Source organism: Pseudomonas gorinensis (genome assembly GCF_042015035.1).
GTDB classification, from domain to species: Bacteria; Pseudomonadota; Gammaproteobacteria; order Pseudomonadales; family Pseudomonadaceae; genus Aquipseudomonas; species Aquipseudomonas gorinensis.
Genome location: NZ_CP167125.1, coordinates 614,119 through 628,499, shown reverse-complemented (window position 1 = coordinate 628,499; position 14,381 = coordinate 614,119). Strand labels below are relative to the sequence as shown.

11 protein-coding genes are annotated in these 14,381 nt (G+C 61.5%); 7 read left to right on the top strand and 4 right to left on the bottom strand.

Features of this window, described 5'->3' with window-relative positions; genetic code table 11:
• Positions 1–19 precede the first annotated feature (19 nt).
• Entirely contained in the window at positions 20–760 is a 741-nt protein-coding gene (gene ompR, locus AB7933_RS02805; RefSeq protein WP_024072800.1) for a two-component system response regulator OmpR, read from the bottom strand.
• Positions 761–1,118: 358 nt separating this feature from the next.
• On the opposite strand from ompR, the gene AB7933_RS02800 reads away from it, so the two are divergent.
• The 7 genes from AB7933_RS02800 to tauD all read left to right on the top strand — a co-directional run bounded on the left by AB7933_RS02800 (position 1,119) and on the right by tauD (position 9,326).
• Positions 1,119–3,443 carry a Tex family protein gene (locus tag AB7933_RS02800; RefSeq protein ID WP_024072799.1) on the top strand — a complete coding sequence of 775 codons (2,325 nt, stop codon included), beginning with the start codon at positions 1,119–1,121 and terminating at the stop codon, positions 3,441–3,443.
• Positions 3,443–3,826, top strand: coding sequence for a PaaI family thioesterase (locus tag AB7933_RS02795; RefSeq protein ID WP_024072798.1), 384 nt, complete (start codon positions 3,443–3,445; stop codon positions 3,824–3,826). Before AB7933_RS02800 ends, AB7933_RS02795 begins: the two co-directional genes overlap by 1 nt.
• Before the next feature lie 214 nt (positions 3,827–4,040).
• On the top strand, positions 4,041–5,624 hold the full coding sequence (gene gshA, locus AB7933_RS02790) for a glutamate--cysteine ligase (protein WP_024072797.1): 1,584 nt from the start codon (positions 4,041–4,043) through the stop codon (positions 5,622–5,624).
• A gap of 245 nt (positions 5,625–5,869) precedes the next feature.
• A complete protein-coding gene (gene tauA / locus AB7933_RS02785; protein WP_024072796.1) occupies positions 5,870–6,847 on the top strand; it encodes a taurine ABC transporter substrate-binding protein in 978 nt (325 codons plus the stop codon).
• A gap of 18 nt (positions 6,848–6,865) precedes the next feature.
• The gene (gene tauB / locus AB7933_RS02780; RefSeq protein WP_024072795.1) at positions 6,866–7,645 is read left to right on the top strand and encodes a taurine ABC transporter ATP-binding subunit; all 780 of its coding nucleotides are present in this window, start codon (positions 6,866–6,868) and stop codon (positions 7,643–7,645) included.
• A complete protein-coding gene (tauC, locus tag AB7933_RS02775) occupies positions 7,642–8,478 on the top strand; it encodes a taurine ABC transporter permease TauC (protein ID WP_024072794.1) in 837 nt (278 codons plus the stop codon). The genes tauB and tauC overlap by 4 nt, the downstream gene beginning before the upstream one ends.
• Before the next feature lie 11 nt (positions 8,479–8,489).
• Entirely contained in the window at positions 8,490–9,326 is an 837-nt protein-coding gene (gene tauD / locus AB7933_RS02770; protein ID WP_024072793.1) for a taurine dioxygenase, read from the top strand.
• A gap of 67 nt (positions 9,327–9,393) precedes the next feature.
• Here tauD and mgrA read toward each other — a convergent pair whose 3' ends face one another.
• The 3 genes from mgrA to betT all read right to left on the bottom strand — a co-directional run bounded on the left by mgrA (position 9,394) and on the right by betT (position 14,038).
• On the bottom strand, positions 9,394–10,431 hold the full coding sequence (mgrA, locus tag AB7933_RS02765) for an L-glyceraldehyde 3-phosphate reductase (protein WP_024072792.1): 1,038 nt from the start codon (positions 10,429–10,431) through the stop codon (positions 9,394–9,396).
• A gap of 108 nt (positions 10,432–10,539) precedes the next feature.
• Positions 10,540–11,889 carry an OprD family outer membrane porin gene (locus AB7933_RS02760; RefSeq protein WP_024072791.1) on the bottom strand — a complete coding sequence of 450 codons (1,350 nt, stop codon included), beginning with the start codon at positions 11,887–11,889 and terminating at the stop codon, positions 10,540–10,542.
• A 187-nt stretch (positions 11,890–12,076) separates the two neighbouring features.
• A complete protein-coding gene (gene betT, locus AB7933_RS02755) occupies positions 12,077–14,038 on the bottom strand; it encodes a choline transporter BetT (protein WP_172831369.1) in 1,962 nt (653 codons plus the stop codon).
• Between the last annotated feature and the right edge of the window lie 343 nt (positions 14,039–14,381).

The following is a 14,381-nucleotide window of genomic DNA, read 5'->3' as shown; positions in this document are numbered from 1 at the left end:
CGCCCCTGCAAATCATTGGTCACTTGGTTGCGGTGCCATCCGGCACGAACACGTAACCCACACCCCATACCGTCTGGATATACCGCGGCTTGGATGGGTCCGGCTCGATCATCCGGCGCAGACGGGAAATCTGCACGTCGATGGAGCGTTCCAGGGCATCCCACTCGCGGCCACGGGCCAGGTTCATCAGCTTGTCGCGGGTCAGCGGCTGGCGCGCGTTCATCACCAGGGCCTTGAGCACGGCGAATTCACCGGTAGTCAGCATGTGAACTTCGTCACCACGCTTGAGTTCACGGGTGGCCAGGGACAGCTCGTAGTCGCCAAAGGTGACGCTTTCGTCTTCACTGCCCGGAGCACCCGGTACCGAAGGTGCCTGGCGACGCAATACGGCCTTGACCCGCAACATCAACTCGTCAGGGTTGAACGGTTTGGCCAGATAGTCATCAGCGCCCAGTTCCAGGCCCTTGATGCGGCTCAGCTCATCACCCTTGGCAGTCAGCATGATGATGGGAATCTGGTTGTTTGCGCTGCGCAGGCGTTTGCAGGCGGTGAGGCCGTCTTCGCCAGGCAACATCAGGTCGAGTACGACCAGGTTGAACACTTCACGCCCCAGCAGGCGGTCCATCTGCTCGGTATTCGGTACCGCGCGGGCACGATAGCCCTTGGAGTTGAAAAAGCGCTCCAGCAGGCTGCTCAGCCCCGGATCGTCGTCAACGATGAGAATTTTTTCGCCTTCAGCAGTTTGTGCAGTGCTGCTCATTGGATGCTCCTCTTATCTCGGCGCGCATTATGGCGTAGCTGCCGTTATACGCACCGTGTGCATTGTTAGCAGATTTTTCCTCTACCGCCAGCGAACCCGTGCCCTGCCTCACATTTGGCGCAGTACCCCCCAAGGGCAGAACGCTGGTTATAATGCGGCGCCTTCGTGCAGGGCAACGTCAGATCGTTACCGCTTACTGCCGGGCTTTTTTCACCCGCTTGTCGTGATTTTTTCGATTTCGAGGGTCAATAGGCAGCCTCTTGACCCAGGCAGCGGCGCCAGTCGGGCCGCTCAACCAGCCTCGCAAGGCCTTGTTTTCCGGGCCTGCGAGCTGCTTCTAAGAATTTCAGGTGGTTTTATGGACAGCATCAACAGCCGCATCGCCGAAGAACTCGGCGTACGCCCACAACAGGTCGAAGCGGCCGTCGCTCTACTGGATGAAGGCTCCACGGTGCCCTTCATCGCCCGTTACCGAAAAGAAGTGACCGGCAGCCTCGACGACATCCAGTTGCGACACTTGGAAGAACGCCTGCGCTACCTGCGAGAACTCGACGAACGGCGCATCAGTATCCTCGCCAGCATCGAGGAACAGGGCAAGTTGACCCCGCAATTGGAACGCGACATCAAGCTCGCCGACACCAAGACCCGCCTCGAAGACCTTTACCTGCCCTACAAACAGAAGCGCCGCACCAAGGGCCAGATCGCCCTGGAGGCCGGCCTGGGCGAGCTGGCCGACGGCCTGTTCAACGACCCGTCGCTGACCCCGGAGACCGAAGCCGCGCGCTTCATCAACGCCGAAAAAGGCGTCGCCGATGTGAAGGCCGCCCTCGAAGGCGCCAAGTACATCCTGATGGAGCGTTTCGCCGAAGACGCCAACCTGCTGGAAAAACTGCGCAATTACCTGAAACAGGAAGCCACCCTCAGCGCCCGCGTCATCGCCGGCAAAGAGGAAGAAGGCGCCAAGTTCCGCGACTATTTCGAACACGACGAACCGCTGAAAAGCATGCCGTCCCACCGCGCCCTGGCGATTTTCCGCGGCCGCAACGAAGGCATTCTCAGCTCCGCGCTGAAAGTCGGCGACGAACTGCCCGGTACCATGCACCCGTGCGAAGGCATGATCGGCCAGCAATTCGGCATCCAGAACCAGAACCGTCCTGCCGACAAGTGGCTCGGTGAAGTGGTGCGCTGGACCTGGAAGGTCAAGCTCTACACCCACCTGGAAACCGACCTGCTCGGCGAGCTGCGCGACGGTGCCGAAACCGAGGCGATCAACGTATTCGCCCACAACCTGCATGACCTGCTGCTGGCCGCCCCGGCCGGCCCGCGCGCCACACTGGGCCTCGACCCGGGCCTGCGCACCGGCTGCAAGGTCGCCGTGGTCGACGCCACCGGCAAGTTGCTGGACCACGCCACCGTGTACCCGCACGTACCGCACAACAAGTGGGACCAGACCCTCGCGATCCTGGCCGCCCTGTGCGCCAAGCACGCCGTGGACCTGATCGCCATCGGCAACGGCACCGCCAGCCGTGAAACCGACAAGCTGGCCGCCGAACTGATCAAAAAATACCCAGCAATGAAGATGACCAAGGTGATGGTTTCCGAAGCCGGTGCGTCGGTGTATTCGGCGTCGGAGCTGGCGTCCAAGGAATTCCCGGACCTCGATGTGTCGATCCGTGGCGCCGTGTCCATCGCCCGTCGCCTGCAGGATCCGTTGGCCGAGCTGGTGAAGATCGACCCTAAATCCATCGGCGTCGGCCAGTACCAGCACGACGTGTCGCAGCTGAAACTGGCGCGCGGCCTGGATGCGGTCGTGGAAGACTGCGTGAACGCCGTGGGCGTGGACGTGAACACCGCCTCCGTCGCACTGCTGGCGCGTATCTCCGGGCTCAACGCCACCCTGGCACAGAACATCGTGACCCATCGCGACGAAAACGGTGCGTTCAAGACCCGCGCCGCGCTGAAAAAAGTCGCCCGCCTGGGCGAAAAAACCTTCGAACAGGCCGCCGGCTTCCTGCGCGTCATGAACGGCGACAACCCACTGGACGCCTCGGCGGTCCACCCGGAAGCCTACCCGCTGGTCCAGCGCATTGCCGCCGAGACCGACCGCGATATCCGTTCGCTGATCGGCGATGCCGCATTCCTCAAGCGCCTGGACCCGAAGAAGTACACCGATGAAACCTTCGGCGTACCGACCATCACCGACATCCTGCAAGAGTTGGAGAAACCTGGCCGCGACCCGCGTCCCGAGTTCAAGACCGCCGAGTTCCAGGACGGCGTCGAAGACCTCAAGGACCTGCAACTGGGCATGATCCTCGAAGGCGTGGTGACCAACGTGACCAACTTCGGCGCCTTCGTGGACATCGGCGTGCATCAGGACGGCTTGGTGCATATCTCTGCACTTTCGGAGAAGTTCATCAAGGACCCGCGCGAAGCGGTGAAAGCCGGTGATGTGGTCAAGGTCAAGGTCATGGAAGTCGACATCCCGCGCAAACGCGTCGGCCTGTCGATGCGCATGAGCGACACCCCCGGCGAGAAAATCGACGGCGCCCGTGGCGCACGCCCAGGCTCGGCCCCCCGGCCGTCGCAGAACAACGCGCCGCGCAAGGAAACCGCGACCGCCGCCCCGGCCAACAACGCCATGGCTTCGCTGTTCGCCAATGCCAAGCAGTTGAAGAAGCGCTGATGGAGATCCCAGCCGGCTTGACCCAGAGCGCGTTCAGCGAGCTGATCGGCTGCCGCCTGCAACGCCTGGAGCCAGGCGTTGCCGAGGTGGCCCTGACCCTGGAGCCGCACTTGCGCAACCGCGCAGGCAAGCTCCATGGCGGGGCGATTTTCAGCCTGGTGGACATCACCATGGGGCTGGCGTGCTCCAGCTCCCATGGGTTCGACCAGCAGAGCGCGACCATCGAGTGCAAGATCAACTACATCCGCGCAGTGGAAGACGGTGATGTGCTGTGCACCTCCCGAGTGATCCACGCAGGCCGTCGCACGCTGGTCGTCGAGGCTGACGTGTACCAGGACGAAAGACTTGTCGCAAAAGCGCAAGGCACCTTCGCTGTCCTATAGCTCCCCACCCTCGATTTGAGTTAATTTCGGCGCTGCGATAACGGCGTCGGAATTTTCTTGCTGCGCTATAGCCCAATTCATGGAGTGAAGTAGGCTTTTTCAAAGCGAGTCAAATCGACTCAAAACCAGGCGATAACGCCAGTTTTAACTTCACCCTTGTAGACCGTCCTGCCCACCCCCATATTGGGGCGACTGACGCGTGAAGGAATCCAACTTGAGCGAACTTCTCAACCGCCGCCTGGCCCTGCTCGGCAAGCGCGAACACCTCTCCCTGCTAGAGCATTGCCTGCATGGCATCGAGCGCGAATGCCTGCGTGTCACCAGTGAGGGACGCCTGGCGCAAACCCCGCACCCTGAAGCCCTGGGCGCCGCGTTGACCCATGAGCAGATCACCACCGACTACTCGGAATCGCTGCTGGAGTTCATTACACCAGCCCTGCCCAACCCGGCCGATACCCTGAGCAGCCTGGACAAGATCCATCGCTTCGCTTATTCCAAGCTCGGCAGCGAATACCTGTGGAGCCCCTCGATGCCGTGCCCGTTGCCGGCCGAGGAAGATATTCCGATTGCCTACTACGGCACCTCCAATATCGGCCAGCTCAAGTATGTGTACCGCAAGGGCCTGGCCTTGCGTTACGGCAAGACCATGCAATGCATCGCCGGAATTCACTACAACTTCTCGTTGCCGGAACAGCTGTGGCCACTGCTCAAGGAAACCGAAGGTTTTGTTGGCACCGACCGCGACTACCAGTCCGACGCCTATATCGCGCTGATACGTAACTTCCGCCGCTACAGCTGGCTGCTGATGTACCTGTTCGGCGCCTCGCCGGCCCTGGACGCCGGCTTCCTGCGCGGGCGCTCGCACCAGTTGGAAGTGCTGGATGCCGACACCCTGTACCTGCCGTACGCCACCAGCCTGCGCATGAGCGACCTGGGTTACCAGAGCAACGCCCAGGCCGGCCTGACGCCGTGCTACAACGACCTCGCCAGCTACACCGACAGCCTGCGCAAGGCAGTCGCAACGCCCTACGCGCCCTACGTCGAAATCGGCACCCACAAGGATGGTGAATGGGTTCAGCTCAACACCAACATCCTGCAGATCGAAAACGAGTACTACTCCAACATCCGCCCCAAGCGCGTGACCTACACCGGCGAGCGGCCGATCCAGGCCCTGATGGCGCGCGGCATCCAGTACATCGAAGTGCGTTGCCTGGACATCAACCCGTTCCTGCCGATGGGCATCGACCTGCCAGAGTCGCGCTTCCTCGACGCCTTCCTGTTGTATTGCGCGCTGAACGACAGCCCGTTGTTCGCCAACAACGAGTGCGGCAACGCCACCTCCAACTTCCTCAGCGTGGTCAAGGAAGGCCGCCGCCCCGGCCTGCAATTGCAGCGCAAGGGCCAGGCCGTGGACATGAAGGAATGGGCCACCGAGTTGCTGGAGCAGATCGCGCCCCTGGCAGCCCTGCTTGATGAAAGCCACGGCATCACCGAGCACAGCCAGGCGCTGGACGCTCAGTTGGCAAAGGTCAACGACCCGTCGCTGACCCCCTCGGCCCAAGTGCTGGCGGCGATGGCCGAACGCAAGGAAAGCTTCGCGCAGTTCTCCCTGCACCAAAGCGAGGTGCATGCCGAGCATTTCCGCCGGGAGCCACTGCCAGCTGCTGAGCAGGCGCGCTTTGAAGAGCTGGCGCGCACGTCGCTGGCACAACAGGCGGAACTGGAGCAGAACGAAGTGGGCGACTTCGATGTGTTTGTCGGGTCGTACCAGGCGAGCATCCTCGCCATCAGCAACTAAGAACCTACTCGGTCCCCTGTGGCAGGGGGCTTGCCCTAATGCCAGCGTAAATCGCTCCTACCAAAAAGCCTTAACTGACTGGCATTCGGGCTTGCCCCCTCCCACATTTGCCTTCTTCAATCTCAAGATCAGCCTCAACTTTTCTCCACATAAGCTAATTCGAAAATGTTATTTATTTTCGGATTCTTAGATCATTTAGTCTCCTCACATGCCGACCCTCGGCCGCTTGATTGAGGAGCTTCCCCTTGAAACTGCTTACCCCTCTGCGCCTCTTGGCGGCGTTGTCCCTGGCCGGTGCCAGCCTGTTTGCCCAGGCGGCGGATGTGACAATCGCCTACCAGACCACCGTGGACCCGGCCAAAGTCGCCCAGGCCGACGGTGCTTATGAAAAAGCCACCCACGCCAAGATCGACTGGCGCAAATTCGACAACGGCGCCGATATCATCGCCGCCATCGCCTCCGGCGATGTGCAAATCGGCTACCTCGGTTCCAGCCCACTGACCGCTGCGATCACCCGCAAAGTGCCAGTGGAAACCTTCCTCGTCGCCACCCAGATCGGCGGTGCCGAAGCCCTGGTGGCGCGCAACGGTTCCGGGATCAACGGCCCCCAGGACCTGATCGGCAAGAAAGTCGCGGTACCGTTCGTATCCACCGGCCACTACAGCCTGTTGGCCGCGTTGAAGCATTGGAATATCGACCCGTCGAAAGTCACCATCCTCAACCTCGCACCACCGGCAATCATCGCCGCCTGGAAGCGCGGTGATATCGACGCCACCTACGTGTGGGACCCAGCCCTGGGCGTAGCCAAGGAAAACGGCAAGGTGCTGATCACCTCCGGCGAACTGGCCAAGTTCGGTGCGCCCACCTTCGATGCGTGGATCGTGCGTAAGGACTTTGCCGAGAAACACCCGGAAATCGTCAGCGCGTTCGCCAAAGTCACGCTCGATGCCTACGCCGAGTACCGCAAAGACCCACAAGCCTGGCTGGCCGACAAAGGCAACGTCGACAAGCTGGTGAAACTCTCCGGCGCCAAGGCCAGCGACATCCCGTTGCTGCTGCAAGGCAACGTCTACCCGCTGGCCGCTGACCAGGTGACCTTGCTGGGCGCACCGACCACCAAAGCGGTGACCGACACCGCCGCGTTCCTCAAGGAACAAGGCAAGGTCGAGGCCGTGCTGCCGGACTACGCCCCTTACGTCAGCGCCAAGTTCATCACCCACTGATTCAAGGAGTTCATCGCGATGGCCTTGCTACAACTGGAGCGCATCAGCGCACAGTACCCAGGCGCCACAGAACCGGTACTGGCTGACATTTCACTGAACCTTGGGCCTCAGCAATTGCTGGTGGCCCTCGGCCCGTCCGGCAGTGGCAAGACTTCGCTGTTGAACCTGATCGCCGGCTTTGTCGAACCTTCTGCCGGGCGCATCACCCTCGATGGCATACCGGTCAAAGGCCCCAGCGCCGAACGCGGCGTGGTGTTCCAGGACGACGCCCTGCTGCCCTGGCAGGACGTGCTGGCCAACGTCGGTTTCGGCCTTGAGCTGGCCGGCGTGCCCAAGGCGCAACGCGAAGCCCGTGCGCGGGAAATGCTCGCGCTGGTGGACCTGGCCGGTTTTGACAGCCGCCGCATCTGGCAACTGTCGGGCGGGCAGAAACAGCGCGTGGGCCTGGCTCGCGCCCTGGCGGCAGATCCTCGCGTATTGCTGATGGACGAACCCTTCGGCGCCCTCGATGCCTTCACCCGCGAGCAGATGCAGGAGCTGTTGCTGCAAGTCTGGAAGCGCACGGCCAAGCCGACCTTCCTGATTACCCATGACATCGAAGAGGCCGTATTCCTTGCCACCGACCTGATCCTGCTGGCGCCCAACCCAGGCCAGATCGTCGAGCGCCTGCACCTGGACTTCGGCCAGCGCTACGCGGCCGGTGAAGCGGCGCGTGCGATCAAGTCCGACCCACGCTTTATCGAAACCCGCGAACACGTGCTGGGCAAAGTGTTCTCGCAACGGCAGGTGTCCGCATGAGCAGCTACGAACTCCCCGCCACCGCTGCAAAGCCGGTAGCGCACGTGGTTATCCCCGCGCGTCGCAGCTTGAGCACACGCTGGATCAGCCTGCTGACCCTGGTCGCCTTGCTGGCGATCTGGTGGGCGGTGACCGCCACGGGCTTGATCGAACCGCTGTTCCTGCCGCCGCCATCCGCCGTGCTGCAAAAGGCCTGGTTGCTGGCGACGTCCGGCTACATGGATTCCACTCTGTGGCAGCACCTGGGCGCGAGCCTCAGCCGTATCGGCCTGGGCTTGGGCTTTGCGGTGTTGACCGCCGTGCCCGTGGGTATTGCCATCGGTTCCAACCGCATTGCCCGCGGCATTCTCGACCCGCTGATCGAGTTCTACCGGCCGATTCCGCCCCTGGCCTACCTGCCGTTGATCGTGATCTGGTGCGGTATCGGCGAGCTGTCCAAGGTGTTGCTGATTTACCTGGCGATCTTTGCGCCGATCGCCATCGCCACCGCGACCGGTGTGCGCACCGTCGACCCGGCCAAGCTGCGCGCCGCGCAATCATTGGGCGCCACCCGCGCGCAGTTGATCCGCCATGTGATCCTGCCCAGCGCGCTGCCGGACATTCTCACCGGCGTGCGCATTGGTTTAGGGGTGGGCTGGTCGACCCTGGTCGCCGCCGAGTTGATCGCCGCCACCAGCGGCCTGGGTTTCATGGTGCAGTCAGCGGCGCAATTCCTGGTCACCGATGTGGTGGTGCTTGGCATTCTGGTGATCGCACTGATCGCCTTCGCCATGGAAATGGGCCTGCGCGCCCTGCAGCGTAAATTAGTGCCATGGCACGGCCAGGCACATTAAGTGAGAACAGCATGAGCAGCCTGACCGTTACCCCATTAAGCACCGCCCTGGGCGCCCAGATCAGTGGCGTGGATATCACCCAACCGCTGAACATCGAACAACGCGACGCCATCGAACAGGCGTTGCTCACCCACTCCGTGCTGTTCTTCCGCGACCAGCCGATCACGCCGCAGCAACAGGCGCGGTTTGCGGCGAATTTCGGCGACCTGCACATCCACCCGATCTACCCCAACGTGCCGGAACAGCCCGAAGTGCTGATCCTCGACACCGCCGTCACCGACGTACGCGACAATGCCGTATGGCACACCGACGTGACCTTCCTGCCCACCCCTGCCCTCGGCGCGGTGTTGAGTGCCAAGCAGCTGCCCGCGTTTGGTGGCGACACGTTGTGGGCCAGTGGCATTGCCGCGTACGAGGCGTTGTCGGAGCCGTTGAAAGCGCTGCTCAACGGGCTGACGGCAACCCATGACTTCATCAAGTCCTTCCCGCTGGAGCGCTTCGGCAACACCGCCGAAGACCTGGCGCGCTGGGAAGAAACCCGCAAGAAGAACCCACCGCTGTCACACCCTGTGGTGCGCACGCATCCGGTGAGTGGGCGCAAGTCGCTGTTCGTCAGTGAGGGGTTCACCACCAGGATCAATGAGCTTGAGCCTGCTGAAAGCGAGGCGATCCTCAAGCTGTTGTTCGCCCATGCGACCCGCCCGGAGTTCACCATTCGCTGGCGCTGGCAGGAAAATGACGTGGCGTTCTGGGATAACCGCGTAACCCAGCATTACGCGGTGGATGACTACCGGCCGCAACGGCGGGTGATGCATCGGGCGACGATTCTTGGGGATGTGCCGTTCTAGTCGCCACACTGAAAATCAAATGAGGGAGGGGGTTTGCCCCCTCCCTCATTGACCCAGTGCAGCCGGGTTATTCAGCGCTGGATGGCTTTTCCCACAAGTTGATCCCGCCTTCCTGCGCAAACCGATCGATCTCCGCCAGTTCCTCGGCGGTGAAGCTCAAGTTCTTCAACGCCCCGACGTTCTCGATGATCTGCTCCGGCCGGCTTGCACCGATCAGCGCGCTGGTCACCCGAGGGTCACGCAAGGTCCAGGCCAGCGCCAGTTGCGCCAGGCTTTGGCCACGGCGCTGGGCGATTTCGTTCAGTGCACGTACGTGGGCGATGTTGGTTTCAGACAGGTGCTTGGCCTGCAACGAACCGCCACCCGGACGGTTGACCCGGGCGTCGGCCGGCACGCCGTTGAGGTACTTGTCGGTGAGCAGGCCCTGGGCCAGCGGCGTGAATGCGATCACCCCGGCGCCGAGTTCTTCGGTGGTGTCCAGCAGGTCTTTTTCCACCCAGCGGTTAAGCAGGTTATAGGCCGGTTGGTGGATCAGCAGCGGCACTTTCCACTCTTTGAGCAGGGCGGCGATTTCGCGGGTTTTCACACCGGAGTAAGAAGAGATACCGATGTACAGCGCCTTGCCCTGCTGCACGGCGGTGGCGAGGGCGCTGGCGGTTTCTTCCAGGGGGGTGTCGGCGTCGAAGCGGTGGGAGTAGAAAATATCCACGTAGTCGACGCCCAGGCGTTGCAGGCTCTGGTCCAGGCTTGCCAGCACATATTTGCGCGAGCCGCCGCCCTGGCCGTAAGGGCCCGGCCACATGTCCCAACCGGCTTTGCTGGAGATGATCAATTCGTCGCGGTAGTGCTTGAAGTCTTCGCGCAGCAAACGGCCGAAGTTGATCTCGGCGCTGCCGTAGGGCGGGCCGTAGTTGTTGGCCAAGTCGAAGTGGTTGATCCCAAGGTCGAACGCGGTGCGCAACAGGGCGCGTTGTGTGTCGATCGGGGTGCTGTCGCCAAAGTTGTGCCACAGGCCCAGGGACAGTGCCGGCAGCACCAGTCCACTGCGGCCTACGCGGCGATACGGGATAGATTCATAGCGGTTTTCGGCAGCAATGTAAGTCATCGAATCCTCTCTTGGACGTAGGCAAATAAGGCCTGGGAATAACGATATTCCCAGGCCTTTTAACCAGCTGAATCGCTTAAGTCTGCCTTTCCGTTTTACAGCAATTGCCTACCAGAGGGGAACGACATAGCTGACATAGAAGCGGTTTTCGTCCTGCACCGTGGCGCCGGTAATGTCCGGGCTGGCGTGCGCGTTTTTCCATGTGACACCAAGGCCCTTGAGGGTCCCGGTCGGCACTTGATAGGCCACGGCCACGTTACGTTCCCATTCGCTGGTGGTGCCTTGGGCAGTGCGGATGTCATCGCCGTGGGCATAGGCAGCGGAGAACGTCAGGCCGTTGAGGCCAAGCTTGCCGAAGTCATATTTGTATTGCGCCAGCCAGGTGCGCTCACCCGCGTGCTGGAATTTGTTCAACTGCATGTTGGTCAACGCCGGAGTGTCGGCACCCGAGCCAGGCCCTTGCCGGTTATCGCCGCTGTTCAGGCCGGAATCCAGGTACGGGAAGTCGCTGTCGCCACTGTTTTTCTGGATGCCCAGGCCGACGGTATGGCCCTCCAGGCTGTAGCTTTCCAGCAGGCTGACGGTGGACTGGTTGATGCGCCCCTTGGTGCTGCCATCGCCATATAAACCGGCGCCGGCAAAGTCTTTGTCGCCATCGGCGTTACCGCCTACCCCCAGGCTGCGGAACACGCGTACATCGGTGTCGATCGCACCGACTGACAAGGCGTCATGGCGCTTGGCGCCGAGGAAGAACTGCTGGTAGTAATCCTCAAGGTTGGAGTACCACAAGCTGACAGTGGTGTTCTGTAGGCCGGTGTAGTCCGCACCGCCGAACAGGAAGCGGTCACTTTCTTTGGTCCCGCCGGCGGTGATCATGCCCTGGTCGCCGGTTTCGTTGCGGATCTTGGTCTTGAAAATATCGCCGCCGGTGAAGGTAAAGTCACTGAGGTCCTTGGACACCAGTTGCACACCGGTGTTGGTCTGCTGGTACAGACGCCCGTCGGTGTTGGCCAGCACCGGGTTGTTGCCGTACAGCGTGCCAACGCGCAACTCATCCTTGGCAAAGCGCATCTTGAAGGTCGGGCTGAGCACACCGAATTGGTCGGCGGACTTGCCGTTGTCCAGCGGGAACATGCTGCCAGGGTAGCGGCCCTGGTGGTCCTTGTCGTTGAGGTCGCCGCCGGAATCCAGCTTCAAGCCGTAGAACGCTTGCAGGTCCAAGCCAAAGCCAACCGGCCCCTCGGTGTAGCCCGATTTGAAGTTGAACTCGAACCCCTGGCCCCAATCCCGAATGCTGTGGGCCTTGGCATTGCTGCCAACCACGTCACGCCCCTGCTGGTTGAGGTAGCGGTTGAGCAGGGTCACGTCGGCGTGGCTGTCATCGATAAAATCGGCATGGGCAGACAGCATAAAGCTCGCCATGGCGGCTCCCACCACAGGGCTTAAAAACGTCTTCATGGGTACCGGTCTCCGTCACTGTTCTGAAATGAAAGCGTCAAACGCTTCACACAATTACGCAGTGGCCAGATGACAGTTACGCGTCAAAACGGCGCGCAGGCGGATGAAATTAAATTTAAGAAAGCCCGTGAATTCAGGGCCTTGCGCGGTTTTTTGTGGGAGGGGGCCAGCCCCCTCCCACAAACGGCTAGCGAACCAAGTGTAAAAACTGCAGGTGCCGCTCGTACTGGTCGAGGATGTCGTTGATGATCTGCTCCTTGGTGTAGCCCACCAGATCGTAGTCCTGGCTGCCCTCGCTCAAGTGCACTTCCGCGCGGTAGTAGCGACGGTTGTTGATCTCTTTGGAACCCATGCCGCCACGGGCAAACGACGGCGTGAAGTAGCCGCGCATCTGCACCTGGTAGATGAACGGGTGCTCCTCGCCGTGGCCGATTTCCAGGCTGACGCTGTCGTTGGAAGGATCGGGCTGAGTCACGACCGAGAGCCCCTTCTCGACAAACACCGCTGTCACTTCTTCGATCGCCGGGCGCACGGTCGATTCGAGGAAGCGGTACACCTCGTCCCGCGATGGAAAGTGCACCGCCTGGCTCAGGCGCTGGCGCCAACCGCCCTTGCCTTTGCGCGAGGCCGACACCGGCGCCAGCGAATGCAACTGGGCGATGCGCTTTTGCGATTCGAGGTAGAAGGCCTTGTGCAGCCCCCACATCATCAGCAAGAGGATCAGCGAGAACGGCAATGAGGTCAGCACCACGGCCGACTTCAGCGAGTCGATGCTGCCGGCAAACAACAACGCACTGGTGACCAGCGCGGTCATGGCGCCCCAGAACACCCGCAGCCATTTCGGCCCGTCTTCATCGGCGTTGCCGCCTTTGGACGACAGGGTCGAGAGCACCACCGTACCGGAGTCGGCCGACGTGACGAAGAACACGAAGCTGATAAACACCGTGACCGCGATGACGGTTTTGCTCCACGGGTAGGTTTCCAGCAGCAGGTAGAGGCTCATCGAGGGGTCATCGATGGCCGACTGACCGAGCGCGGTCATCCCGTGGTTGAGCACCTGGTCGATAGCGCTGTTGCCGAAAATCGACATCCACGCCAGGGTGAAACCCAGCGGGATCAGCAGCACGCCGAACACGAATTCGCGGATGGTCCGGCCACGGGAAATCCGTGCGATAAACAGGCCCACGAACGGCGACCATGCGATCCACCAGGCCCAGTAGAACACCGTCCAGCCGCCCAGCCAGTCGCTCGGTTTGTCGTAGGCGTACACATCGAAACTCTTGGTCGGCAGCGCACCTAGGTAATCACCGATGTTCTGGATCAGGGTGTTGAGCAAGTGCTGGGTGGGGCCGGCAAACAACACGAACAGCAGCAGCGCGCAGGCCAGCAGCATGTTGATGTCGGACATCACCCGCACACCCTTGTCGACGCCGGCCACGGCGACGAGGATCGCCGCGCCCATCATCAAGGTGATCAAGCCGACCTGGATCCACTGCGTGTGGGCAACCCCGAACAGGTAGTCGAGGCCGGAGTTGAGGTGCAGCACGCCAAAGCCCATGTCGGCACCCAGGCCAAACACCGTGGCGATGATGCCGAAGCCGTCCACCGCATAGCCGATAGGGCCATTGATGCGTTTGCCGATCAGCGGGTACAGCGCCGAGCGCAGGGCCAGCGGCAGGTTATGCCGGTAGGCGAAGTACGCCAGGGCCATGCCGACAAAGGCAAACACCCCCCAACCATGCAGGCCCCAGTGCAGGAAGAGAATCTGCATGGCCTGGCGCGCGGCATCGGCATTCATCGCTTCGCCCTGGGGCGGTTGCACCAGGTGGGTCAGCGGCTCGGAAACGCAGAAGAAAAACAGCGTGATGCTGATGCCGGCGGCGAACAGCATGCCGGCCCAGGACAGGTAACTGAATTCGGGCTCGTCGTGGTCGGCACCGAGTTTTATCTTGCCGTAGCCCGATAACGCGGTGACCACCACGAAGACCAGATACAGGGTCATCGCCAGCATGTAGTACCAGCCGACCGTATTGGCCGCCCAGTTTTGCGCCGCCAGCAGCCAGGCACCAGCCTGTTGCGGGATAGCGATGACAGTGATGCCGAACAGTAGGATGAAGGTCGCGGCAAAGTAGAAGACGGGCGCATTCATGCGCACCAGGCCGCTGGCTGGGGTGGACGATGCACTCATGAACGATGCACCCCGAGGGTGAAGGATGTGGCTGTGAATAACGGACTCAGCAAAGGTAAGCCTCCTGTTGTGAGCGGGCAGCGAACCACCGGTTTAACTTGAACGAGCATTCAAGTTAAACATGGATAGGCAGTCTGGGACTAATCGCAGGGCCGAGTGGTAGGGGATTCCTACATCAGCTCAAGGATTGGTATGACGGGTGGGAGAGGCAAATCGTTCAGCCCTTGCTGACTGAAATACGGCTCAACTTTGCAATGCATTCACAAAATGTGGGAGGGGGCTTGCCCCCGATAGCGGTGTGTCA

What these genes read in the sequence shown, in the direction of transcription:
- ompR (WP_024072800.1), bottom strand. Translation starts at nt 760, where the DNA reads ATGAGCAGCACTGCACAAACTGCTGAAGGCGAAAAAATTCTCATCGTT.
- AB7933_RS02800 (WP_024072799.1), top strand. Translation starts at nt 1,119, where the DNA reads ATGGACAGCATCAACAGCCGCATCGCCGAAGAACTCGGCGTACGCCCA.
- AB7933_RS02795 (WP_024072798.1), top strand. Translation starts at nt 3,443, where the DNA reads ATGGAGATCCCAGCCGGCTTGACCCAGAGCGCGTTCAGCGAGCTGATC.
- tauB (WP_024072795.1), top strand. Translation starts at nt 6,866, where the DNA reads ATGGCCTTGCTACAACTGGAGCGCATCAGCGCACAGTACCCAGGCGCC.
- tauC (WP_024072794.1), top strand. Translation starts at nt 7,642, where the DNA reads ATGAGCAGCTACGAACTCCCCGCCACCGCTGCAAAGCCGGTAGCGCAC.
- tauD (WP_024072793.1), top strand. Translation starts at nt 8,490, where the DNA reads ATGAGCAGCCTGACCGTTACCCCATTAAGCACCGCCCTGGGCGCCCAG.
- mgrA (WP_024072792.1), bottom strand. Translation starts at nt 10,431, where the DNA reads ATGACTTACATTGCTGCCGAAAACCGCTATGAATCTATCCCGTATCGC.
- AB7933_RS02760 (WP_024072791.1), bottom strand. Translation starts at nt 11,889, where the DNA reads ATGAAGACGTTTTTAAGCCCTGTGGTGGGAGCCGCCATGGCGAGCTTT.
- betT (WP_172831369.1), bottom strand. Translation starts at nt 14,038, where the DNA reads ATGAATGCGCCCGTCTTCTACTTTGCCGCGACCTTCATCCTACTGTTC.